The 22,204-nt window shown below is 66.6% G+C and carries 21 protein-coding genes; 10 read left to right on the top strand and 11 right to left on the bottom strand.

The features are described from left to right. Nucleotides 1–37 precede the first annotated feature (37 nt). Together DM194_RS28150 and DM194_RS15000 are read right to left on the bottom strand one after the other, a co-directional pair. Nucleotides 38–2,620, bottom strand: a complete 2,583-nt coding sequence (locus DM194_RS28150) for a DEAD/DEAH box helicase (protein WP_162630065.1) — start codon at nt 2,618–2,620, stop codon at nt 38–40. After that, nucleotides 2,617–4,236 carry a site-specific DNA-methyltransferase gene (locus tag DM194_RS15000; RefSeq protein ID WP_162630064.1) on the bottom strand — a complete coding sequence of 540 codons (1,620 nt, stop codon included), beginning with the start codon at nt 4,234–4,236 and terminating at the stop codon, nt 2,617–2,619. The genes DM194_RS28150 and DM194_RS15000 overlap by 4 nt, the downstream gene beginning before the upstream one ends. 500 nt (nt 4,237–4,736) lie before the next feature. Here DM194_RS15000 and DM194_RS14995 point away from each other — a divergent pair, with 500 nt between their 5' ends. The 3 genes from DM194_RS14995 (at nt 4,737) to DM194_RS14985 (ending at nt 6,382) form a co-directional block, all read left to right on the top strand. Next, nucleotides 4,737–5,486, top strand: a complete 750-nt coding sequence (locus DM194_RS14995) for a DNA/RNA non-specific endonuclease (protein ID WP_246024337.1) — start codon at nt 4,737–4,739, stop codon at nt 5,484–5,486. Continuing rightward, a complete protein-coding gene (locus DM194_RS14990; protein WP_111068364.1) occupies nt 5,483–5,731 on the top strand; it encodes a hypothetical protein in 249 nt (82 codons plus the stop codon). The genes DM194_RS14995 and DM194_RS14990 overlap by 4 nt, the downstream gene beginning before the upstream one ends. Before the next feature lie 177 nt (nt 5,732–5,908). Beyond that, the gene (locus DM194_RS14985; RefSeq protein ID WP_111068363.1) at nt 5,909–6,382 is read left to right on the top strand and encodes a helix-turn-helix domain-containing protein; all 474 of its coding nucleotides are present in this window, start codon (nt 5,909–5,911) and stop codon (nt 6,380–6,382) included. Here the strand turns inward: DM194_RS14985 and DM194_RS14980 are convergent. The 6 genes from DM194_RS14980 to DM194_RS14955 all read right to left on the bottom strand — a co-directional run bounded on the left by DM194_RS14980 (nt 6,379) and on the right by DM194_RS14955 (nt 12,992). Then, a complete protein-coding gene (locus tag DM194_RS14980) occupies nt 6,379–7,056 on the bottom strand; it encodes a JAB domain-containing protein (RefSeq protein ID WP_162630063.1) in 678 nt (225 codons plus the stop codon). The genes DM194_RS14985 and DM194_RS14980 overlap by 4 nt on opposite strands. A gap of 137 nt (nt 7,057–7,193) precedes the next feature. Beyond that, a complete protein-coding gene (gene argH, locus DM194_RS14975) occupies nt 7,194–8,735 on the bottom strand; it encodes an argininosuccinate lyase (protein ID WP_111068361.1) in 1,542 nt (513 codons plus the stop codon). 66 nt (nt 8,736–8,801) lie between these two features. After that, nucleotides 8,802–9,731, bottom strand: a complete 930-nt coding sequence (locus DM194_RS14970; protein ID WP_111068360.1) for a DMT family transporter — start codon at nt 9,729–9,731, stop codon at nt 8,802–8,804. Nucleotides 9,732–9,758: 27 nt separating this feature from the next. After that, a complete protein-coding gene (locus tag DM194_RS14965) occupies nt 9,759–10,985 on the bottom strand; it encodes an ATP-grasp domain-containing protein (protein WP_111068359.1) in 1,227 nt (408 codons plus the stop codon). Beyond that, a complete protein-coding gene (locus tag DM194_RS14960) occupies nt 10,985–12,052 on the bottom strand; it encodes a cysteine synthase family protein (protein ID WP_111068692.1) in 1,068 nt (355 codons plus the stop codon). Before DM194_RS14960 ends, DM194_RS14965 begins: the two co-directional genes overlap by 1 nt. Nucleotides 12,053–12,059: 7 nt before the next feature. Beyond that, a complete protein-coding gene (locus DM194_RS14955) occupies nt 12,060–12,992 on the bottom strand; it encodes a GHMP family kinase ATP-binding protein (RefSeq protein WP_162630062.1) in 933 nt (310 codons plus the stop codon). Nucleotides 12,993–13,285: 293 nt separating this feature from the next. Between DM194_RS14955 and DM194_RS14950 the strand changes: the two genes are divergently transcribed. Beyond that, complete coding sequence (locus DM194_RS14950; protein WP_111068357.1) at nt 13,286–13,759, top strand: Lrp/AsnC family transcriptional regulator; 474 nt, start codon at nt 13,286–13,288, stop codon at nt 13,757–13,759. A 13-nt stretch (nt 13,760–13,772) separates the two neighbouring features. Here DM194_RS14950 and DM194_RS14945 read toward each other — a convergent pair whose 3' ends face one another. After that, nucleotides 13,773–14,228 carry a thermonuclease family protein gene (locus DM194_RS14945; RefSeq protein WP_162630061.1) on the bottom strand — a complete coding sequence of 152 codons (456 nt, stop codon included), beginning with the start codon at nt 14,226–14,228 and terminating at the stop codon, nt 13,773–13,775. A 183-nt stretch (nt 14,229–14,411) separates the two neighbouring features. Between DM194_RS14945 and DM194_RS14940 the strand changes: the two genes are divergently transcribed. Next, nucleotides 14,412–14,606 (top strand): hypothetical protein, encoded by a 195-nt coding sequence (locus DM194_RS14940; protein ID WP_162630023.1) that lies wholly within the window; start codon nt 14,412–14,414, stop codon nt 14,604–14,606. Nucleotides 14,607–14,913: 307 nt separating this feature from the next. Here DM194_RS14940 and DM194_RS14935 read toward each other — a convergent pair whose 3' ends face one another. Further along, the gene (locus tag DM194_RS14935; protein WP_111068691.1) at nt 14,914–15,783 is read right to left on the bottom strand and encodes an alpha/beta fold hydrolase; all 870 of its coding nucleotides are present in this window, start codon (nt 15,781–15,783) and stop codon (nt 14,914–14,916) included. Between the two features lie 354 nt (nt 15,784–16,137). Between DM194_RS14935 and DM194_RS14930 the strand changes: the two genes are divergently transcribed. Beyond that, nucleotides 16,138–16,350, top strand: a complete 213-nt coding sequence (locus tag DM194_RS14930) for a DUF4287 domain-containing protein (protein WP_109096119.1) — start codon at nt 16,138–16,140, stop codon at nt 16,348–16,350. A gap of 250 nt (nt 16,351–16,600) precedes the next feature. Here DM194_RS14930 and DM194_RS14925 read toward each other — a convergent pair whose 3' ends face one another. Beyond that, complete coding sequence (locus tag DM194_RS14925) at nt 16,601–16,981, bottom strand: tautomerase family protein (protein ID WP_111068354.1); 381 nt, start codon at nt 16,979–16,981, stop codon at nt 16,601–16,603. 94 nt (nt 16,982–17,075) lie between these two features. Between DM194_RS14925 and DM194_RS14920 the strand changes: the two genes are divergently transcribed. From DM194_RS14920 to DM194_RS14905, 4 genes are all read left to right on the top strand, one after another. Next, nucleotides 17,076–17,933 carry a LysR family transcriptional regulator gene (locus tag DM194_RS14920; RefSeq protein WP_111068353.1) on the top strand — a complete coding sequence of 286 codons (858 nt, stop codon included), beginning with the start codon at nt 17,076–17,078 and terminating at the stop codon, nt 17,931–17,933. Nucleotides 17,934–18,131: 198 nt separating this feature from the next. Beyond that, on the top strand, nt 18,132–19,061 hold the full coding sequence (locus DM194_RS14915; protein ID WP_111068352.1) for an HNH endonuclease: 930 nt from the start codon (nt 18,132–18,134) through the stop codon (nt 19,059–19,061). Between the two features lie 127 nt (nt 19,062–19,188). Next, on the top strand, nt 19,189–20,262 hold the full coding sequence (locus DM194_RS14910; RefSeq protein ID WP_111068351.1) for a hypothetical protein: 1,074 nt from the start codon (nt 19,189–19,191) through the stop codon (nt 20,260–20,262). A gap of 106 nt (nt 20,263–20,368) precedes the next feature. After that, on the top strand, nt 20,369–22,186 hold the full coding sequence (locus DM194_RS14905) for a class I SAM-dependent methyltransferase (RefSeq protein WP_162630060.1): 1,818 nt from the start codon (nt 20,369–20,371) through the stop codon (nt 22,184–22,186). The last annotated feature ends 18 nt before the right edge of the window (nt 22,187–22,204 follow it).

Genomic DNA, 22,204 nt, shown 5'->3' with positions numbered 1-22,204 from the left:
CCTCCTGGCTTCGATGTCACCACCCGTCCCCGCACGGCTACTGCTGCGTCCAGACGAGGTCGTCGATGGTGAACTGGCTGCCGGGCTGGTGCATGCGCAGGTCGGCGCGGTAGGCCACGTTGAACCACTGGCCACGGTCGTTCCTGAACACCATTAGCGCCGACCGGTACTCCCGGTGCTCGGTGCGCACCTTGTCGGTGTTCACCGTGCTGAACAGGCGCCCGGTCCGGCCGTCGTCCTTCACCTCGGCCAGGGCGATGCCGTCCCTGGACTTCCGCCGGGCGTCGACGCCGACGACGAAGTCGGGGAAATGCCGACGCCCGTTCGGCAGCACGATGGTGACCGCCCACCGGGCGTTCTCCACGTTGCGCAGCCACCACAGCACCGTCCCGGTCTGGTCCTGGTCGAGCAGGCGCGCGAAGGCGAGCTCCTCCTCGTTCATGTCGGCCGGGAAGACGCCGTAGAGGCCCTTGTCGGCGCGCTCGAGCAGGTCGGGGCCCTCGTAGAAGGCCGGGATCTCCTCGTCCTGCCGGATCTCCACCACCTGCGCCAGGCACGCGCGGCAGGCGTCGTGCAGCAGGTCGGGGCGGGCCATCGCCAGCAGGTCGACCGCGCGCCGCAGGTCGCGCTCGCCGGGGACCGCGTGGCCGCGATCGTCGAGCTCCCGGCGCAGTCGCTCCAGCAGGGCGGGCTTGAGGTCCCGGTCGTCGATGCTCTCGTTAAACCGGAAGGCCATCTGCGCCTGCTGCGCGATGCGCAGGTTGGAGAGCGGCACGTTGGCGCGCTCGGTGGTCCGCGCGGCCTCGAAGACGTCCTCCTCGGTGACCAGCACCTTGCCCATGGTCCGGTTCACCAGGGCGATCGCGCCGTCGTCGATCCTGATGCGGCGGGCGATGCCCTGGACCAGGCCGTCCATGGAGCGCGGCATGACCTCGCGGGCGAGCGCCCGGGGGAAGCGGAGGTCGGCCCGCAGCGGGTAGCTGACGCGGCCCGGCCGCCCGGCCGCGGCCGCCGGGGCGTCCTGCACCGCCAGCCCCCAGCCCTCCTCGGCCGCCTGGTGGGCGCGGCCGCCGAATCCGGGCGGCCGCCGCGCGTCATGCAGGGCGATGTCCAGCGAGCCCTGGACCCGCAGCGCCGCCGCCCGCACCCGGCCCGCCGTGTCGTCGGCGCCAGCCGCCTCGCCGCCGCCCGGCGCGGGGGGATCGAGGAGCTCGGCGAAGCCGCCGTCCGGGTTCACCAGGGCCACCCTGGAGCCGCCGAACTCGACGACGACGACGTTGTCGGTGACCGTCTCGATGCTGTCCCGGATGGTCTTGAGCTCGTCGGCGGCCGAGGCGATGCCGACCTGCTGGGCCGGGTTGGCGAGGAAGACGTAGCCGTAGTCGAGGACGCCGTCCGGCGGCCGGGGCGGGTCGGAGGCGAAGGCGTGCAGGTGCTGGACGCGGGGGTCCACCCGCATGATGCGCCCGAGCACCTGGAGCCCGAACTCGACGCCGATCGCCTTGCGCAGCGAGACAAGAGTCCAGGCGCGGGGAGCGTCGAAGCCGGTCGCGGCGGCGACCTTGAAGATCAGGACTTCCTTGGTCTCGTCGTAGGCCAGCGTGTGGAAGTAGGGATCCGGCTCGCCGGAGGTGTGCGCGGCGATGGCGTCCCGGTCGACGCCGTTGGCCACCAGGATGTCCCGCACCTTCGCGACCGGGTCCACCTTGTCCCTGGCGTCGTTGTCGACCTGGATCATGAGCAGCGGCACCATCGCGACCCCGGCGTCGGCCAGCGCCTTGCGGATGATGCGGTGGCGCGCGAGGCCCGCGACGACGGCGACCTCCTCCATGTCGAGCAGCGAGGCGTCGCGCTCGTCCGGCCGGAAGTGGACGGCCTTGACGCCGGGCTTGTTCAGGCAGGCCCGCACGGCGTCGTCCCGGCTCACCTCGATGCGGTTGACGCGGCCGATCCCGGCCACCCGCTCGAAGCGCTCCAGCTGCTCGTCGCGCGGCGTCGCCGTTGCGATCATGGTGACGTCGGGCTGGAGGACGCCCAGGTAGAAGTCGGCCGCCTGGCGGGCGTTGGTGCCGAAATTGAGGTGGCCCTCGTCGATGACCGCGCCGATGAGCCAGCCGTCGGCGCGCAGGGCGGCGACGAGCAGGTCGATGCTGGGCAGGAGCTCCCCCTCCTGGCGGGCGAGCTTCGCCTCCTTGGTGGCCGACGCCACGCTGGCCCAGGTCATCACGAAGACGTCGCCGTCCCGCGTGCCGCGAGGCAGCCGGTCGGTCGCCAGGTCGCGCAGGCGCAGGCCGGGGCACTGCGCCGCCAGGGCGTCGCGGGACTGCCGCACGAGGCCGGAGTACGGGGTGAACCAGAACCAGACGGCCTTGCGGGGCAGCGCCCCCACCGCGCGCTCCAGTGTGCGGCCGATGGTGAGCGTCTTGCCGCTACCGGTCGGCGAGCGGAGCAGCGTGACGCCCTGGGCGAGCGCGATGGCCCGGCGCCGGGCCGGGTCGGCCTCGATCTTGGCGGCGGTGTCGAGGATCACCCGGAGCGCCGTGTCGGAGGCCCTCTGCTGGAAGGGCTTCAGGGGCAGAAGCTGGAAGGCGGTGGCGCTCGCGCCGTCGGCGGCGCTCATGCCTGGAACCTCCGCACGAGTTCGTCGGGAACGGCGCGGATCTCCACGCTGTTGCGCCCCTCGAGGGCGTCGCGGAGCGGCCCCGGGGTGTAGGCGTAGACGATGAGGAACTGGTGGCGCGCGAGCAGGTCGGCGACGCGCTCCTCGGCCGCCGGGGTGAAGCGGTCGCAGTAGGCGACGGCGGCGCCGTCCTCGGCCAGGCCGACCTGGAGCGCCGCGTCGGGGTCGTAGGGCGCCAGCGGGACGCCGTGCATCGCCTGGATGGCGAGCCAGAGGTGGCGCGGCTTCAGGTCGTAGGCGAAGTCCTCGAACGCGACGCGGTCGGCGACGAGGTGGGCGAAGCCGCCGCCGCCGTCCCAGCCGAGGTCCTCGGAGATGCCGCCCGGCTCGCCCTCGATCACCTTGGCGAGGCGGGCGGAGGCGAAGCCCGCGATCTCGGCCTCGGTTTCCACCCCGATCCACCGCCTGCCCATCTTGGTGGCGACGGCCGCCGTGGTCCCCGACCCGAGGAAGAAGTCCAGCACCAGGTCGCCTGGCTCCGTCGCCATCCCGAGGATGCGCGCCATCAGCTGCTCGGGCTTGGGCGTGACGAATGGCTCGACGCCGGGGAACATCTCCTTGTGGTGGGCCTTGGACTGCCGCGTGGTCATCACGTCGGCCCAGATGCTGGGGAACGGCCGGTCGGGGGTCTCGGGCGCGTACTCGCGGGCGTATGGCACCCAGGCCAGCCGCCCGTCCTGTCCGGGCACCTGCTTCCAGATCAGCCGCCCCTCGGCCTGGAGCCGGGCGATGCCGTCCTTGCTGTGCGACCAGCGGCCCTCGAGGCCGTTGTCGAGCATGGGCAGCACCTCGGTCCCGTCCGGCGCCGCGAGCGGGAAGTGCATGGTCGGCCGGTCCTTGCGCAGGCTGTTCTTGCCGTTCTTCCGGAGCAGCCGGTCACGGCAGAGGCGGCCCCGCTCGTCCCGCTGGCGGAAGGCGTCAAGGATGGAGTCGGCGGACATCCGGCGGAACCGGGCCAGCGCCTCGTCGGAGGCGTAGCAGTGGATGTACTCGTGGTCCGGGGCGATCTTCACCTTGTTGTCGTTTGGGCTGTCGACCTTGCGCCAGATGAAGGAGGTCACGAACATGTCGCGCCCGAACACCTCGTCGAGCAGCAGCTTCAGGTACGGCCCCTCGTTGTCGTCGATGGAGACGAACAGCGCGCCGTCCGGGGCGAGCAGGTTCTTGGCGATCTCGAGGCGCCGGAACATGAACTCCAGCCAGGTCGAGTGGCGGAAGCGGTCGTCCTTCTTCACGAACTTGTCGTTGTAGACCCAGTCGCGGTTGCCGGTGTTGTAGGGCGGGTCGATGTAGATGCACCTCACCCGCCCGGCATGGGTCATGCTCAGCCAGCGGAGCGCGTCGAAGTTGTCGCCCTCGATGAGGAGGTTCCGGTAGGGCGCCTCGCCCCGGCTGGGCCGGTCGTCGCCGCCGAGGTCCATCACGACGAAGTCGCCGTTCAGCGCGAGGTCGCGTTCGATTTCCTCGCGTTCCCATACGAGCCCGAGCTTGCGTTGGGCGTCGCGCTTGACGAGCAGGCTGATGGCCTGCTCGCGCGACAGCTGCTGGTAGTTCAATTGCGCGGCCCCGGCTAATGACGTCATAGGCTATCAAACCCAGCCTGACACGACCTATGAGGGATTTTCAATGGCAATGACTCGCAAAAATTGTTTACAAAATCTGTCGCTACCCTGATGTATCTCTGGAGATTACAATTCTGCGAAATGATGGAAGGGCGCGCAAGATTTGAATGAGGATTGAATAATGAAATATCTAACAACGGGTGGCATTTGGCAAAGTCTTTTCCAAATCTGCGCAATTCAATTACAATCGAGGCAGTCGCGGATATGAGGGCCAACGAATCCTCTGGCAGCGCTCGCTCTTCGGCTCACGTGACATCCGTCCGCAAGCTGTCGTAGCTTCAGCCTGTTTTGGGGATGGAGAACATATGCCTCGCGGACCTCGTGCCATTGCCCGATGGGCGGTCGCCTGCGCGCTTCCAGCGCTCGTTCTGTTCGCCCTTCCGGTTACGGCCAATGCCGCGCCGACCGATTGTCCGGCCCACTATGCCGGGGCCATGGCGCCGGACCTGATCAACCCGAAGCTGGCAGCAAAGACCCGGGAGCTTTGCTACTCGGCGTTTGCCGTTCTGCATTCTGGCGTGACGCGCACCCCGCTCTATGCGGTCGAGCACCTGACCCGGGACAGCGTCGCGGCCGCCAAGGGCCTCCAGCGTCCGGAAGCCAGCGCATTCCATGCCGAACCCAGGCTGCCGCCGGACGAGCGTGCCGAGTTGGCGGACTATAAGCGCTCTGGCTACGATAGAGGGCACATGGTTCCATCAGCTAACGAACCGACCCCGAAAGCCCAGCAGGAGAGCTTTACCCTAGCCAACATGATCCCCCAGGTTGGCGAGAGCAACCGCGGGATCTGGAGCGCCATCGAAGGAGCGACCCGGCATCTCGCGAACACCCGCGGCGAGATCTACGTCGTGACCGGTCCCGTCTTCCAGGGCACCAACCTCCAGCGCATCGGCGGCCGGGTTCTCGTGCCGACCCATGTTTACAAAGCCATCTACGATCCGCGTCGCCGTGAGGCTGCCGCCTATCTCGTGCCCAACGCACCGGGGAACGATTACCAGCGCATCCCCATTGCACAGCTGGAAGAGGTCACCGGCATCGCAGTCTTCCCGGGCATCCCGGCCGCGGCCAAGTCGACGGTGCTGTCTCTGCCGGAACCCCGGGCGCCGGGGCGGGGGCGGAAGAACGATGAGCCCGGTTTCTCTGAACGCGACGTCCTGAAGTTCCTGAAGGAGTTGGTGCGATGATCAAGCCTTATGCTGACGACGCTGGAGCCATGAAGATCGGGGACATCGAGGTCGAGAACGGCACCGATCGGGTGGCGCTCTACGGGTCGATTGACCTCACGCGCGACAAGCAGGGACTGGAACATGCCCGCAGGCTCCGTGACCTGCTGGCCGCCATCGTCGAATCCCTGGAGACCGAGGCCGAACTTCCCGACCAACTTCCTCCGCCGAAGCCGACAGATTCGGTCGAGAACCCGTTTCGGTAATCGGTGAGCCCGAAGAGGCAAAACCCACCGGCACATCCGAGCGGCCGTCAGCACACGCTATGAGGCCATTCTTGTTCCACCTGTCCAACTCAGGTCTGGAAAAGTACATTTGGATGCGCAGGCCGATAGGTTGTATAAAGAGCGAAGTCGCTCACGTATCCGGATTGGTTGGGTAGCATGGCGCGTCGAAGAAATGGAACCCAGGCTAAAGACGAAATTGCAGAGGCCACAACGGTTGACCGATATGTTGGAAGTCGCATCCGGCTGCGCCGCACACTCCTGGGCATGACCCAGACGGCGCTGGGCCAAGCCGTCGGCCTGACGTTCCAGCAGATCCAGAAATACGAGAAGGGAGCCAACAGGGTCTCCGCATCCCGCCTATGGCAGTTTGGGGCGACGCTGGATGTGCCTGTATCCTTCTTCTTCGACGGCCTTGCCGACCAGGGCGATCTACCGGACGTGGTCCTCGAACCCGACCTCTGCACACCGGGAGAGCCGGACCCGATGGCGCGGCGCGAGACGCTCGAACTCGTCCGAGCCTATTACCGCATCGAGGACCGAGGCTTGCGCAGACGGCTGCTGGACCTGATCAAGGCGGTTGCCGCAGCGGACGACCCGGCAGACGCCCTTCTGACCGCCACCGATGCCTAGCCAATGGCGCCTTCGGGCGACGCCGTGGCACCGTCCCGTTCCGCCGCGACGAGGCGGGCCAGCCGCTTCACGACAGGCTCGCCCAGCAGGGTGACGTAGGAGCGCCTGCCGATGAGCAGGTACTCGACCAATTCGACCCCGAGCAGGCTCCCGGCTTTCTGGATGTCCGAGCAGGAAACCCTGACGCTGGCCGGGTTCGCCGGTTCATCGCCGGGGCAACTGTGGACGATCACCAGGCCGCTGGCGTCCATGGTCAGCGCGCGGCCCATGGTCTCGCGGACATCCAAGGCAACATCGCCGACGGAGCCGGTCCTGTGGAGCTCGTCGGCAATCAGGTGGCGCTGGCGGTCGAGGAACAGAAGGCGCAGCGTCTGGACCGCCGAGCAGGCGGCACGAAGGCGAGCGTAGGTGACCAGATCCTCGTGAGAGGATAGGAGCGGGCGTTGTTCCAGCGTAGGGCGCACCAAACGTGCCGCCAGTTCGATGACGGCCTGAAAGCGGAGGGCAGCATGATCGTCCCACGGCATGCCGCCGGGCAGCTTCCCCGCTGACGCCGCTGCGATCGCCGTCTCTAATGAGCCATGCCCAGCCAGCAGGCGCAGGGCCAGGAGATCGCCATCGGCGTCCGGCGCAGCCATTGCGAGTAAAGAGGACAGCAGGGTTTCGTCCGGCATCCCCTCCAGGCTGCCGCCGATCCTCGGGTCCCTCATCACCGGGAACGGCCGGGGGCCGTTGGCGGCCGCCGGTCTCCCGGCCCTCGCCCTTGACGCAACCTTGGCCGTGCTTGGCATGATCGACCTCTCGTTCCCGCTTACGCTTGGCCGGAGCGGCTACGGCCAGTGCGGTCGAGAACGGCGATGCCGAGGACGCCGTCGACTGCTGCACGCAAGGACCGGCTTGCCTGGCGCCAGCGCCGCCGCTGCTCTACCAGCGCGCCACGGCGGGTGCGAAGCGAGGCCCGCACCCGCTCGATCTCGCTGGCGGTGGATTCGCGCCCAGGACCGCCGCCATGCTCCTGGGCAGCGGCAATGTCGACCGGCCGCAACACCGGCGACCGGGTGCCGCGGAACCATTCGGGCCGGGCCTCTCGCGCGGCGGTCTCGAGATCGACCACTCCCTGGACCATCATCGAGCGGATGATGTCCCCGACCTCATGATGGGCGCGGCGGAACGGCATACCATGCTCCTGGACCAGCCAGTCGGCCAGCGCGGTGGCGTTGGTCTGGCCGGACACCGCCCTGAGGCGCATGGCGCCCTGGTTCGGCTCCGCCCCGGCCACGATCAGCCGGATCAGCGTCAAGGCGTCCAGCATTCCCGAGGCCGCCGACCACACCGGCTTGACGCCCTCGGTGCCGACGGCGATGGAGTTGGAGAAGGGGGTGGCGTGCATCGCCATCGCCGCCGACGTCAGCGCGCCCATCGGCGCTGCCGCCAAGCCCTTGACGTGCTCCAGCATGTAGACGTTGCGCTTCTGCGGCATCATCGAACTGGTGCCGACCAGATCGTCGGCCACCGTCAGGAAGCCGAACTCGCCGGTGGTCCACAGCTGAAGGTCATGAGCGAGACGGCTGAGCGTCACGCCGAGGATGCCCAGCGCCGCCAGCAGGCGCAGGACGGCGTCGCGCGAGGCCACGGCGTCGATGGAGTGCGTCCAGGGCCCCAAGAAGCCGAGCAGGGTAGCCGTTCGCCGAGTGTCGATGGGAAGCCCGGTGCCGCCTACCGCTCCAGCACCCAGCGGGCAGCGGTCGAGATCGGCCAGCACGGCGTGCAGGGACTCGGCGTCGCGGTCCAGCGCCGCAGCGACCCCGGCGTAATAATGGGCCAGCGTCACCGGCTGGGCGGGTTGATAGTGGGTGTAGATTGGGAACACCGCGTCGGTGCAGGCCGCAGCGCGGCGCAGGAGGGTGGTCTGGAGCCTGGACAAGCCGGTCAGCAGGTCGGCGACGACGTTGCGCAGCCGCAGGCGCAGCACGGTCGCCCCCAGATCGTTGCGCGATCGCGCCGTCTGAAGGACGCCGCCTATCTCCTCGCCGAGATCGGCGATGAGATAGGTCTCGTAGAGCAGATAGACGCCGCGCGGGGCCGAACGTCCGCGCAGGACGGCGAAGCCCGACCCTTCCATCTCGTCGATGCGCCGCAGCAGAGGTGAGACCTGCGCAATAGGCAGTAGGCCGGTCTCGGCCATCATCACCAGGTGCGCCCGGTCGACCTGGGTGATCCAGGGCAGGTCACGGTCGATGGCGTCGTCGGCGACGTCGCCGAAGAGAATGGACTGGGCCTTCGGGTTGAGCGTCCCAGCCACCCGGCCGGTGTCGCCGAGGTGGGCCAGAATCTGGGCGTTGCTGATCACCATGAGGGGGACTCCCGGTGAGAAGAAATTTCGGGTGTATGGCTGGTCGGAGCGTGGCTGGTTGCCGGATCAGCGGCTGGAGGTCCGGCGGGCCAGCGTGATGCCGACCAATGCCAGCGCGCCGCCAAGCCACTGGAGCGGGCCAAGAGCCTCGCCGAACAGCATCCAGGCCAGCGCCGCCGCTGCGACCGGCTGGATCAGCAGGCCGATGGACGAAAAGGTGACCGGAAGGTGTGCCAGCGCATGGGTGATGAGGCCTTGGCCGATGACATGGCAGGCAACGCCCAGCGCCAGCACCACGGCCCAACCCCAAGCGGTTGCGGGCAGCAGCGGGCCGCCCTCAATCCAGGCGGCCACCGCCAAAACCAGGGCGGCGGCAGCGCTGGACCCCGCCATGATGACGCTGGTCGAGTGGCTAGCCCGCAGGCGTTTCACCGCCATCAGGTAGACGGCGTAGAAGGCGGCGGTGCTGACTGCGATGGCGTCACCCTGCCATTGCCCTTCCGCCGCGCTTCCAACCGACGCGAACAGCCCGTCGCCGATCAGCAGCGCCATGCCGGACAGCGACACCGCCAGGGCGACGATCAGGCCGAGGCCGATCCGCTCGCGGAACAGCAGCCAGCCGAGCAGAGCGACGAAGACTGGGGCGCAGTTGTTGAACAGCGTCGCCTTGGCCACCGAGGTCATGGTGATACTGAGATGCCAGAGCGCGAGGTCCCCCGCCAACATCAGCCCGGCCACCCCCATCAGCGCCATGTCGGTGACGGTGACGCGCGCGCTGGCAGACTGGGGCGCCTTCCGTTCGGCGAGCATGCCGAGCCAGAAGAAGGGCAGCGCGATGACCAGCCGGTAGAAGGCGGTGGCGATCGGTTCGAGTTCGCTGACCCGCACCAGGATTGGGGCGAGCGCAATGGCGAGCGCGCCCGCCAGCAGGGAGAGCAGCGCCGGGTTCGCCCCGGCGCGCGAAGGTCCGGCGGCCGCAATGGAGGTTGAGGACATGGAAGGGGGCTCCTGCTGCTGTTCCGGTCAGGCGACGGTGGCAAGGGTTCCGGTGCCGTCGGCCGCGACACGGAAGCGGATGGCGCAGCGCGCCAGTTCGGCGGCGGCCACGGCTGCCTCCAGGGTGGGGGCGCTGGTGAGCGCGTGGCCGAGGCGGTCCTGGAAATCACCTCGGCGGGCTATCAGCAGTGGGGATGCACGGTAGAGCCGCAGGTCGCGCAGGAAGGGCGCACCCCGTGCCGCCTCCAGACCCTCGGTGGCGAACCACAGTCCGTCGTCGGGTGGCGTGAGGAAGCGGATCGCCGCGTGCTCCTGCCGGGTCGGCGTCACCTCCGGCGTCCGGCCGACGGCCAGTTCGACGGTTGCCCGGATGAGGTCAATGCCGGTGGCTTGGCGGACGAGCTCGGGGATGAATCCCCCGGCGAGCCGCGGGTTGACCTCCATCAGGTGCGGGCTGTCCTCGCCGAGGCGAAGCTCGACATGCAGCGGCCCCCAGGTGAGGCCGAGCGCCCGCGTAGCGGCCAGCGCGAAGCCCGCGATCCGATCTGCCACTGTCGAGGCGAGAGGGGCCGGGAAATCGTGGCCCATCTCAACGAAGTGCGGCAGGGCGCCCAGGTGCTTGCGGGTCACGCCGATGACCGCGTCGTGGAAGATTTCTACCGAATACTCGTCGCCCCGGACGACCTCCTCGACCAGCAGCGCGCCACACGTCGGGTCGGCGAGCAACACTCTGGCGTGGGCCGCCACCTCGGCCATCGTGGCGCAGAGCCGGACGCCGACACTGCCCGATCCGGCCACCGGTTTCAGGACAACGGGCAATCCGATGCCGATGGCGGCCTGGACGGCATCGGCGGCCTCAGTGACCTCGGCATGGCGCACGCGGTCGACACCGGCTTCGTCCAGGCGGCGGCGCTGGGTCGCCTTGTTGCGGCAGGCGGCCACTGCGTCAGCATCCGGCCCCGGCAGGCCGAGTTCGGCGGCCAAGCGAGCGGCGGTGGCGATGAAATACTCCGAACTGGAGGTGATCCCGGCCACCCCCTTGCTGCGCGCCAGTTGCTGCACCAGCGAGCGCAGGACGGTCAGGTCGGCGGTATTGGCCTCGATGCTGCGGACGGCGTCCTCGGTGACATAGGGATAGCGGCTGGGCTGGCGGCTGATCAGCACCGGCTCGAAGCCGAGGGTACGGGCGGTGTGGGCGAACAGGCGGCCGGTACCCGAGGTATTGCTCTCGATGAACAGCAGGAGGCGCAGCATCACGCGGCCTCCGCGAGGTCGCGCGCAACCGGGGTGCCAGCCGCCAGCACCTCGTCCAGCGTCCGGCGGTCCCAGCGGTAGCTGCTCCAGCTGGGCCGGACGTCGCTGGGATGCGCCACCGGCTGCGGGGCTTCGGGCAGCACGCCAGTCCAGCCCGGCAGCGCTGCGAGCCAATCGTCATTGTAGATGCTGGCGACGTAGCGGTGACCCTCGTCGGGGAACAGCGTCACCACCTTGCGGTCGGGATGGGTGCGTGCCCACCAGTCGGCCACCAGGTAGGCCGCCCCGCTGGTGCCGCCCTGGTAGAGCGCATGTTGCTGGTGCAGGCGGCGGGTGGCCAGGAACGCCTCAGCTGCGCCGACCCAATGGATCTCGTCGAACTGGCGGTGGTCGACGTTCGGCGGCACCAAGCTGTTGCCGAGGCCGCGCAGCAGCCGCTTGCCGTCGGGCTGGCCGAAGACGACGCTGTTGGGGGTGTCGACGCCGATGACGTGAAGGTCGGGGTTGAGGTGGCGCAGGAAGCGGGCGATGCCCGACATCGAGCCGCCGGACCCGACGGTGCCGACGAGGCAGTCGACATGACCGAGGCGCTCGGCGATCTGTTCGGCCACCTCGGCGTAGGCGCGCGGGTTGTCGGCGTTGCCGTACTGGGACGGGCAGAAGCTGCCCGGGTTGGCCTCCAGCGCGGCGCGCAGCCGGTCGAGACGGGCGGTCTGGAAGCCGCCGATCTCATAGGGCTTCTTGACGATCTCCAGCGTGACGCCCAGTTCCAGCAGGCGCTTGTGCAGGTGCTCGTCGATGGCCGGATCGCTGACCAGGATGAGCTTATAGCCGCGCACCGCCGCCAGCATGGCGAGCGCCAGTCCGAAGGTCCCCGACGTCGTCTCGCAGATGGTGCCGCCGGGCTTCAGGCGCCCGTCGGCCGCCGCGCGGTCCAGCATGTGCCGGGCAGGGAGCAGCTTCATCAGGAAGAAGGCGGCGCCATGCAGGTTGTCCGTCAGCCGCACCAATCGGGGGAGTTCATAATCGGGAAAGCCACGGGACTCGCGGGACAGGGGCTGGGACATCGTCAACTCAAGCGACATGGCGAACCTCGGCGGCATCGGTGCGGAAATGGAGGGCGGGGGGCAGGCCGATGGTGTCGAGCCTGGCGGCCGCCTCGGCGACCCGGCGGACCGTGGCCGGGTTGCGGGGGTCGAAGAGCAGGCCGACGACGGTGCCGCTGTGGGCGACTTGGATGCCGAGCGCCCCGGTGGAGGCCGCAATGGCGTTGATCTCCTCGAAGGCGGGCTTGGGCAGATGGCGCTGGGAGATGCGAGCGCTGGCCGTGGCAACCCGGCCGAGCAGAGCCGCGTCGCCGGTGCGGATTGCCCGCCGCAGCATGCCGCGCAGTGGCCGGAACGCCTGGATTTCCCAGTCGTCGTAGTCGGCCGGAGGCTGCTTCACGGTGTCCACAAGGGCGCCGGGAGCCGTGTTGACGCTGAGGACCTCCAGCGGCGGCAGGGCGGGGCCGAGATGCTCCAGCACAATGCCCTCACGCTGGGCGAAGAGCACGGCGAGGTCGCCGTGCATGATGCTGTCGCTCGCCGTCTCCGCTCGAACCGCCAGCCGGGCGACCTCGTCGGCGCCGAGGGCCGCGCCGTGGGCGTCGGCGACGGCGCGGATGGCGGCCACCACGTCGGCGGTCGAGGATCCCATGCCAAGGCCAACGGGGATGGTGCTCTCCACCGTCAGGTGGCCACCCTGGTCATGCAGGCCCAGGCTGTCCAGCGTCAGCCGCGCGGCCTCGGCCGCCTTGAGCTTGTCGTCCGGGACGGTGACCAGATTTCCCGGTGCCGGGCGGAAGACGGCGGTGGATGAAACGATGTTGCACGGGAGCGTGACGAGACCGCGGTGCAGGCGGCCTGCATCGTCCGGGAAGATTCCCTGGAGGATCTCGCCGTGATGGCCGTTGACTTGGCCGAGACCGTGTTCTTTTCGCTGATTTCCCCTGGTGCCAAGGCGCACGGAGGAAAACCGAGAGATCACATCTCCGGGCATTCGAAACCTCTTCGCTGAATGGGTCAGTTTCTATTGTTGATGTTTAGGCGAGTGTCCCCGGCCTAACGGGGATAATTAGCTACTATTGGGAGGCTGTTTGCGCCGCGGCGCAGTTCATTGCGTCGTGATGAGCAGACTGTAGCGCCATCTTGACGGCATGAAATTTCTAATTCTGCCACCCGGTTTGTCACGATGGAAAAATTGACGGCGCAAGGCGCGACACTCATAAGTGTGAAATCGCCTTAAACGAGCAGTTGCCCATGCCTGACATCGAACTCGACCAAATCGACCGGAAGATCATCAACCTGCTTCAGGGGAACAGCCAGATCACCAACCTGGAGCTCGCCGACGCGGTTGCGGTGTCGCCGCCGACCTGTCTGCGCCGGGTCCGCCGGTTGCGCGAGGCCGGGGTCATCGCCAAGGATGTCGCGATCGTCGATCCCAGCAAGCTCGGCAGCCACATCCAGCTGATCGTGACCGTCGAGCTCAAGGGCGACGACCGGGTGCTGATGGATGCCTTCGAGAAGACCATCCACGCCCAGGACTGCGTGATGCAGTGCTATCTGGTCACCGGGTCTACCGACTATGTCCTGGTGGTCTGCGTCAGGAACATGAGCGAATTCGAGAAATTCGCCCGGGCGACCCTCTACACCAACCCATTGATCAAACGCTTCATCACCCTGACGGTGATTAGTCGGGTCAAGTACGAGACCAGGATCCCAATCGACGGCTGACCGGGTGCTGGCCTCACCGGTACTTCCACATTCCCACCCGTTCGGTTCGCGCTGCCTGTTCCTGGAGTTCGTAGAACCCTGCGCTCTCGGCCCGGTCGTCCGTCGCCCATCCCGAGGTGATCATCAGGTTGCCGAGGTCAGCGCCGTCGACCGAGCATTGGGCGCTGACCGGCTTGTCCGGCCCGCTGTCCTTCACGATGCAGATGACCTCGTCCTTGCCGATCAGCGCCTCGAGCAGGCGGTGGGACACCCTGGCGCACGGTTCCCCTTGGCCATTTCCATAGCATAGGGCATCGGCCTCCGGCGCCCGGACGCCCCAGAGATGGATGTCCCGTCCTTCCACTTCGATCCGGTCTCCGGCGATCACGGAGATCTCGGCCGCGAGGGTTGCGTGACCGGCCAAAGGCATCATCATGGCGGCAAGAGCAATTAGGTGAAATCCGCGGAGCGCTGCGGATGGCAGGTTCATGCGCCTACTCATGAGGGAACGGCTGTAGCTTAATGCTACCGAACAGCCACGTCTTCGTCATGCAGGAATTTCCCCTTCCCGCCAAGCGCCCGCCGAAAGGTCGCTTGCTTGGCTGCCGGGGCCTGTTCATTGTCCAGGCGTGCATTTTCGCGGGGTCTGCTGGTGTTCGTCGTGAGCAAGGAGATGGCTGAAGCCGTGCAGATGGTCTTCCACGAGCAGGGCGAATGGCCCGCCGTGGCGGAACTGCGCCGCCACGTCCACATCGCCGACAACGCCAGCGCCTTGCAGGCGGTCAGGGCCATCGCCTCTTGGCGCACCCTTCCCGCCGATCCACCGGCCCGGCACCATGAGGCGAAGGACGTCCGGGCAGACACGTAAAGCAGCTATCGTGTCAAAGCCCCCTCGGCATGCAAAACGACGGGGGCTGGGTGATGGATTGTGTGAGTATCCCTGTATGCATTCGACCTAAATGCGCTCTTAAACACAGATTTTCGCCGTTTTTCCCGGGATTTTGCGCCAAGGCCACCGGGTTCCGACCGCTTCGTTGTGTTCCATTGGACTCCCATACGCTTTATCCGACGCCAAACCTGCTTGAGTGCCTTGTTGGCGGTCTATCGGAGCGTAACTCATCAGCTGCTTTGGCCTGACAAGGTGGTGTGCGTCGTCCTCGGTTAGGCCTGTCAACTCATGGGCGACTTTCCATGGCCAGGAATGTCAGGAGCTCCCGGGCAAGCTCCTCCGGCGCCTCCTCGGCCATATGGTGCCCGCAGTCGAGACCACGACCGCGCAGGTCTGGCGCCCATGGCTGCCAGACGGAAAGGACATCGCCATAGAGCGCTTCGAGGTCATCGCGCAGTGACCATAGAGCCAGGGTCGGGCAGGCGAGGGTCCGCCCCGCCTGCCGGTCCGCTTCGTCATGCTCCCGGTCGATGCCGAGGCCAGCGCGGTAATCCTCCATCATGCCGTGGATCGTTTCCGGGTCATGGATGGCCGCCCGGTAGTCGACGTAGACTTCGGCCCCCATTGCGTCAGGCGAGCCGCCGTACCAAGCGTCTGGATCGGCAAGGATCGCCCGCTCTGGCTTGTCCGGCTGGCCATAGAAGAACCAATGCCACCAAGCCTGAGCGAAGCGGGCATCGCAACGTCCGAGGGCCTCTGCGATGGGAACACCGTCCAGCACCGCCAAATGCGTGATCGCCAGGGGATGGTCCATCGCCGTGCGGAAGGCCGTGTAGGAACCCCGGTCATGCCCGACGATGGCGAAGCGGTCGAAGCCGAGATGACGCATCAGCGCGACGCAGTCACGGGCCTTGGCACGCTTGGATGATCCTTCATGATCCGGCGTATCGGCGGGCTTCGACGACTGGCCGAAGCCACGAAGGTCCGGGCAGACGACGGTGTGATTCGCCGTAAGCAGAGGGGCGACACGGTACCATGTGGCATGGGTGCGGGGATGTCCATGGAGAAGCAGCACAGGCGGGCCATTCCCACCATGGCGCACCCGTAAGGTCGCCTCCGGCAGATCCACCATCTCGAGACGGAAGCCTTCGAACATCGACGTCTCCGATGGCATGCAGCGTGGGGGTCAAAGGATGCTGTTTCCCAGAACAAGCACCAAGCTGGCCCGTTCCGGTTTGGGACTGACTCGCGAGCAGCCAATACGTCCAGGTGGACAGGTTCATCGAAACTCGGTGAGTGGTTTGCGGTGAACAGGATGTCTATGGCCGAGAGGAGGGCGAGGGCGATCCGTCCCGGTCTATTTTCCTCGGACCAACCGCTTATCAGTGAGCAGCCAAACGCAGCCGCAATCGATCTCCAGCTAGCCAGGAGCTTTTCAGACCGTTCTTGCGGATCAGGGAGTGGGCAGCCAAGATGTTATGGGACTCCGGAACTTCAAGGATGTGATGCGGTGGCGGACGAACCGATCAAGGGACCTGCGTCTTACTTTCCATCCATCGAGAAAAAGTATGGTCGCCCCATTGCCGAGTGGCAGGACATTGTCCGAAAGCACCTTCCGGCAAAGCACATGGAATTGGTTGCCATGTTGAAGAATGACCATGGGATGGGGCATGGCCACGCGAATGCGGTGGTTGCACACACTCTAGCCGCAGATAAGGGGTAAGAGCCCGCCCGGTTGTGGTCCATCGTCCGTGCTGAAGCCGTTCATCGTCTGAGGGGAGCGACCGCTGTCCAGGGATCGAGTGTGGAGGCCAACCCGGGCTTGATGGCCTCGACCGATGGCACTTCGCACCACCACGGCCGCCCGACGTTTGGCCACCTCGGGCAGGATTAGCAGCCGCTACCGGCAGGGATGCGGCCGTCTTCGAAGCACTTGATTTTATCAGCCTTGCGATGGGAACGGACTCTCCGCTTCAAGCATATTGCGCGACGCCGTTCCCGAGCGACCAATTTTCCTTTGCCACTTCGACGATGTTCACGAATACATCCTGTGGCCGGATGCCGGGGTTCTCGCCGAGCAGTTCCATAATCCGCTGGAACAGCGCCTTCTTCTGCTCCGCGGTCCGGGTGTTGTTCGCGGTGATCTGGATGTAGACGAGGTCATCGCCTCGGTTGACCCCAAGATAAGATGCACCGTAACGGAAGTTCGCTGCGTCGTGCTCAGTGATGGTCATGAACTGATCGTCTTCGGGCACGTTGAAGGTCTCGTGCATGGCGCGGTACAGACCATCGAAGATTGCCTGCCGATACGCTTCCGGTTTTCCAGCGCGCAGTGAGATGTGAACGAGCGGCATTGTAAGTCCTTTCCGTTATGTCCGCCTTGACAATAGCTATGGGTCAGTCATTTTCATATGCTATGAGTTTCAATATCTGAGATAACATCCTGAAATGATTCAGCCGCCTCTCGACCTTGATGCGGTGCGGGCTTTCGTACGCATCGCCGAACTTGAGAGCTTCACGCGCGCGGCCGAGGCCATTGGGACGACGCAGGCAGCTGTCAGCTTGAAGCTGAAGCGCCTTGAGGATCGGCTTGGCTGCCGTCTGTTCGAGCGGACGCCACGCTATGTGCAGTTGTCAGCACGCGGCGCCGCTTTCCTGGATCATGCCCGCGACCTGTTGGAGGCGCATGATCGCGCGCTGGCGTCGCTGACACGGGGGCGGCAGCGCATCGCCATCGGCATCAGCGACCATGTGGCGGGACCGGAGCTCCCCGCGCTGATCGCCCGGATGAACGCACAGGATCCGCAGTTGGTGATCGAGATCCGGATTGGATCATCGGGTGACCTGCTCCAGAGCTTCGACCGACGGGAGCTCGACACGGTGATCGTCCGCTTGCACGCCGAGCGTGATGACGGGGAGCTCATTACCGAAGAGCAGTTCGGCTGGTTCGCGGCACCAAGCTGGCAGCATCGAGCGGACGAACCGCTGCCGATCGCCACCATGGCCGAACCTTGTGGAGTGCGGGCGTTGGCGGGACAACTCCTCGACGCCGCAGGCATGCCGTGGACGGAGATTTTCGTCGGTGGCGGCGTGACCGCAGTGGCGGCAGCCGTCATGGCCGGACTTGGCGTCGCGGCATTGTCGCCACGCATGATACCGTTCGGCGCCGTCGACGTCGGCCTGCGGCTGGGGCTTCCAGTCCTTCCGCGCCTGCCCGTGGTTCTGCACACCAGGGTCAGAGATGGACAACCGCGTGCCGCGCTCGCTGCCCTGTCGGCAGCCTTCAAGAGCGCTGTTCGAGGCTGATGGGCTCCTTCAGCAGCGCACGTTCCATTAAAAGGCCCGCCAGTCGTTCGATCATACGGTCAGCTATGGGCTGCGATACTCGCTGATGTGGGGGCGGTTCACATCCGAGGCGGGAGCCCTCTCGAGAGGGTACAATCTGCCTGTACGGCGGCGAGGAAGCTGCTACCCTTTGACGTCCGATCTGATGCTCCTGGGCCGATGAACGATCCTGACGCCTCTATCCGGCTTGCAGCCTTCGAGCGCCTGCGCCTCTTGGCGCCGCTCCACGGGAACGCATTGCCTTGGAGCGCCATTCAGCAGGGGTTCTCCTGCGGCCAGGAGCACATCCTGTTCGCCAGCGCCGCGCAAGGAATCTTCAAACCGCGCCAGATGCAGGGTGTGCTGAGTGTGAAGACGGTCGTTCCGAAGCCCGGCGGCCGGGTCTGGTATCATGACCAGTTGGAGTCTGATTCTAAGCTGCGGACGGCCACCGATACGCTCGACTATGCCTTCAAGGGATCGAACCCGGACGATACCCAGAATCGGCTGCTTCGGGGCGCCATGGAGCAGCAGCTTCCGCTCATCTATTTCTACGGCGTCTCCCCAGGCTCCTACGAGCCGATCTTCCCGGCCTACGTCGTGGAGTGGGACCACAGATCGCTGTCCGTAAAGCTGGCTCCGAAGCCTCTCGCGGAAACTGCCACCCTCTGGACGCCGCCAAATCCGGACGAGCGCCGGTACGCGCTGAGGCAGGTCAAGCAGCGGCTGCACCAGTCAGCGTTCCGCGAGCGCGTGGTCGCGGCCTATGGCGGCCGGTGTGCGCTGACCGGCTTGCCCGAAGTGAGGCTGGTGGACGCCGCCCACATCATTCCCGACGGCGACGTCGAGCGTGGGCAGCCGGACATCCGCAATGGCATTTGCATGTCGAAACTGCATCACGCCGCCTACGATGCGGATTTGATCGGCATCGACCCCGACCATCGCATCCACATCTCCGAACGCCTGCTCGAGCAGCATGACGGGCCGATGCTGGAGCTCGGGCTGAAAGCACTCAAGGGACAGGTGATCCGGATGCCGCGCGAGGACCTGATGAAGCCCGATCCTGACCGGCTTGCGGTCCGGTTTGAGCGGTTCAGGAAGGCAGCCTAGCCATGACATCTGCCCGCCAGCGTTCCACGGCGACCGTCCAGTGAATCGGTTTCCATCCTCAGTTCCCGCCAACCCAGATGGCCGCTCGCAAATGGGCTTGGCGGCCACGGCCCGGATGGCGCGTCGAATGATGGTCGCCGGGCTTTCGGTCGCCATAGTCGTGACGCCGTTTACCGTCTCGCTGACCGATACCGTTCCGACCGATGCCGATGTACGGGACGCTCTCATCACTATGCTGAAGCAGGTCGCTCCCAAGGAGCGCCTCGAGCAGCAGATCGTGTCGGCGTTGGACCGTGACGCACCCGAGGAGGCCGAAGACTATCTCGACGTCGCCGAGCTCCTCCAGGTGCCGGTCGACCCCGCGCTGCGCACCCGTTTCGCGGACGAGAACTCGGGCCTGCGGGCTGCGGAAAGGAACATCTGGCGGGCCGCAACGGGGTTCGTAACCGGCGAAGGGGAGGGGACCGTTGGAATGGCCGCAGCGATCGCCTCGGATTTGACGGTGGTCGGCGACATTCGTGACCTGACGGAACAGGCGTCCCGCATCGTGCGGGACGAGCCGGTCGATGATTTGGTGCTGGGGCTGTCGATAGCCGGGGTGTCGATGTCAGCGGCGACCGTGGTCACGGCGGGAGGCGCCTTGCCGATCAAGACGGGCCTCTCCCTGGCTAAGCTGGCAAGGAAGACCGGCAAGCTGACCGCCCGGTTCCAGGATGAGCTTTCCTGGATTGTCGCCCGGGCCGTCAAAACGTCGGCGTTCCGCCAATCGGTGGCTGGGATCCCCTGGTACCGCGTCGACGATCTGGCGAGAGCCGCCCGCAGCCACGCCGCCCGTGTCGATACGAGGGAGGTGCAGAGCGTACTCGCCTCGGTGGCTCAGGTCAGCAGGGTGACGTCGCCCTCCCGAACCCTTGCCATCCTGCGCCATGTCGACGACGTCAAGGAATTGCAAGATGCAGAGCGTGCGGCAAAAGCCCTGGGAAAGCCGGTAAGCGGCGCGTTCCGCCTTGCCGGGAAGCGTGTGTTTTCTGCGATGGCCCATATCGTGAAGATCACCGCAAAGCTGATATTGGCCCTGATCGCCGCCATCCTCGGCGCGATATCGCTCTTGATCGGCCTCTTCATCAAGGTGAGATCGGCGATGCGCCTATGGCGGGGGCTCCGCTCGAGGCAATCTTCGGCGAGGGCTAAGGCGGCATGATCCGGCACCTGCTTTCCGTCGGCCGCGGCGAGCCGGATGGTTCCGCGTCTCGGCAATGGTGTCGAGGCGACTCCCACTTTCCTTGCCAGCACGGCAGTGTTTGGTCATGACCGATCCTCACCCGACAGCACCGGAGCATCTCGATACGACGCCGAACGGGGACACCGTGGCGGCATACTCGCGGCGCGCCCAGGAGTTCGTCGCCCAGTACGAGACCGTCGCCTTCGAGGAGCTCTACGCCGACGTCCTCGACCTGATGCCGTCCCAGCCTTCAGCCGTGCTGGATGTCGGCGCCGGGTCCGGCCGCGATGCGGCTTGGCTGGCGGGCCGCGGCCATTCCGTTGTCGCCGTCGAACCGGCGGCTGGAATGCGTGAGGAGGCCGCCCGCAGGCACACGGCAACCGGGATCCAGTGGATGGATGACCGGCTGCCGGGACTGGAGCGGGTCCACCGCACCGGCATGGTGTTCGACCTAATCCTGCTGGCTGCCGTCTGGATGCACGTGCTCCCGGCCGACCGGCGGCGCGCGTTCCGGAAACTGGTGACGCTGCTGAAGCCGGGTGGCCGGATGATCGTCAGCTTGCGGCATGGGCCGAGCGATCCGGAACGGCCGATGCTCCCCGTCAACCGCGCCGAGATCGAGCGCCTCGCGGCCGAGCATGGCGCAATGGTCAGCCGGGTCATCAAGACGCCAGACCGCCTCGGCCGGTCGGACGTCAGCTGGGAAACCGTCGTTGTCCAATTGGCGGATGACGGCACCAGCGCGTTGCCGCTGATCCGGCATATCGTCCTCAATGACGCGAAATCCAGCAGCTACAAGCTGGCCCTGCTGCGCGTGGTCGCGCGGGCGGCCGATGCCTCCCCCGGTCTCGCCATGGCCGACGGCGATGATGGTGTGGTTCTCCCGCTCGGGCTGATCGCCCTCTACTGGATCAGGATGTTCCTGCCGCTGGTCGCGGCTGATCTGCCGCAGACGCCGACCAGCCGGAACGGGGGCGGGCTCGGCTTCGTCAAGGAACCCTTCCGACGGCTTGCTGGCGCCGCGCCGCCCGAACTCCGGGTCGGCGCAGAGTTCCTGGGAGATGCTGGCCAAGCGCTGGCGGGGGCCATTCGGGACGCGGCGAGAACGATCGCCGAGATGCCTGCGCACTACATCACGTACCCGGGCAGCGATCGGCAGGTGTTCGGCGCCGTGACCCGGCGCGGCCCCCGGATCGGCGAACGGCTGGTGCTGGACGCGCCCTATCTGTGGTCGGTTGGCGACTTCCGGATCCCGCTGAACGTCTGGTTCGCCTTGACGCGCCTGAACACTTGGATCGAACCCGCGCTCACCATGGAGTGGACTCGGCTGATGCAGCAGTACCTTGCCCGTCAAGGTCGCTCCGTGGCTGAAGGCCATATCGCCGAGGCTCTCGCTTGGCTCGATCCCCAGCGCGGCACGGCCGAGGTCCGGCGCCTCACCGCCGCCATGTTCGATGCCGGGCAGCCGGTCTACTGCGTGTGGACCGGCCGGAAGCTGCGCCAGGAGGGTCTGGACATCGACCATTGCCTGCCGTTCTCCGCATGGCCCAATGCCGACCTGTGGAATCTGATGCCTGCCGACGCCCGCGTGAACAGACACCGAAAGGCGGACCGTCTCATCACGGCCGATCTGCTGGACCGGTGCGGCGACCGGATTACGGACTGGTGGGAGCGGGCATATCTTCGGGACGGCGATGTCCTGGCGCGCCGGTTCGGTCGGGAAGCGGCCGCGTCGTTGCCGGTAGAAGCGGTACTTGATGGCGTGGTTCGCTCGGGGCCAGTCCTGGAGGCCGTAGCCGCGAAGCGGTTGATGCTCAGGGCGACACAGCAGCTGCTGGAGTGGAATGGCCAGCTGACTCCTCGGCAGGGCGTCGAGGAACCGCCAGCGTCGTTTCCTGCCTGACGGAGTCCGCTAGGGGGA

Source organism: Azospirillum ramasamyi, assembly GCF_003233655.1.
Taxonomy (GTDB): domain Bacteria; phylum Pseudomonadota; class Alphaproteobacteria; order Azospirillales; family Azospirillaceae; genus Azospirillum; species Azospirillum ramasamyi.
The sequence above is the reverse complement of the archived record's forward strand: the minus strand, read 5'-3'. Positions and strand labels throughout refer to the sequence as shown.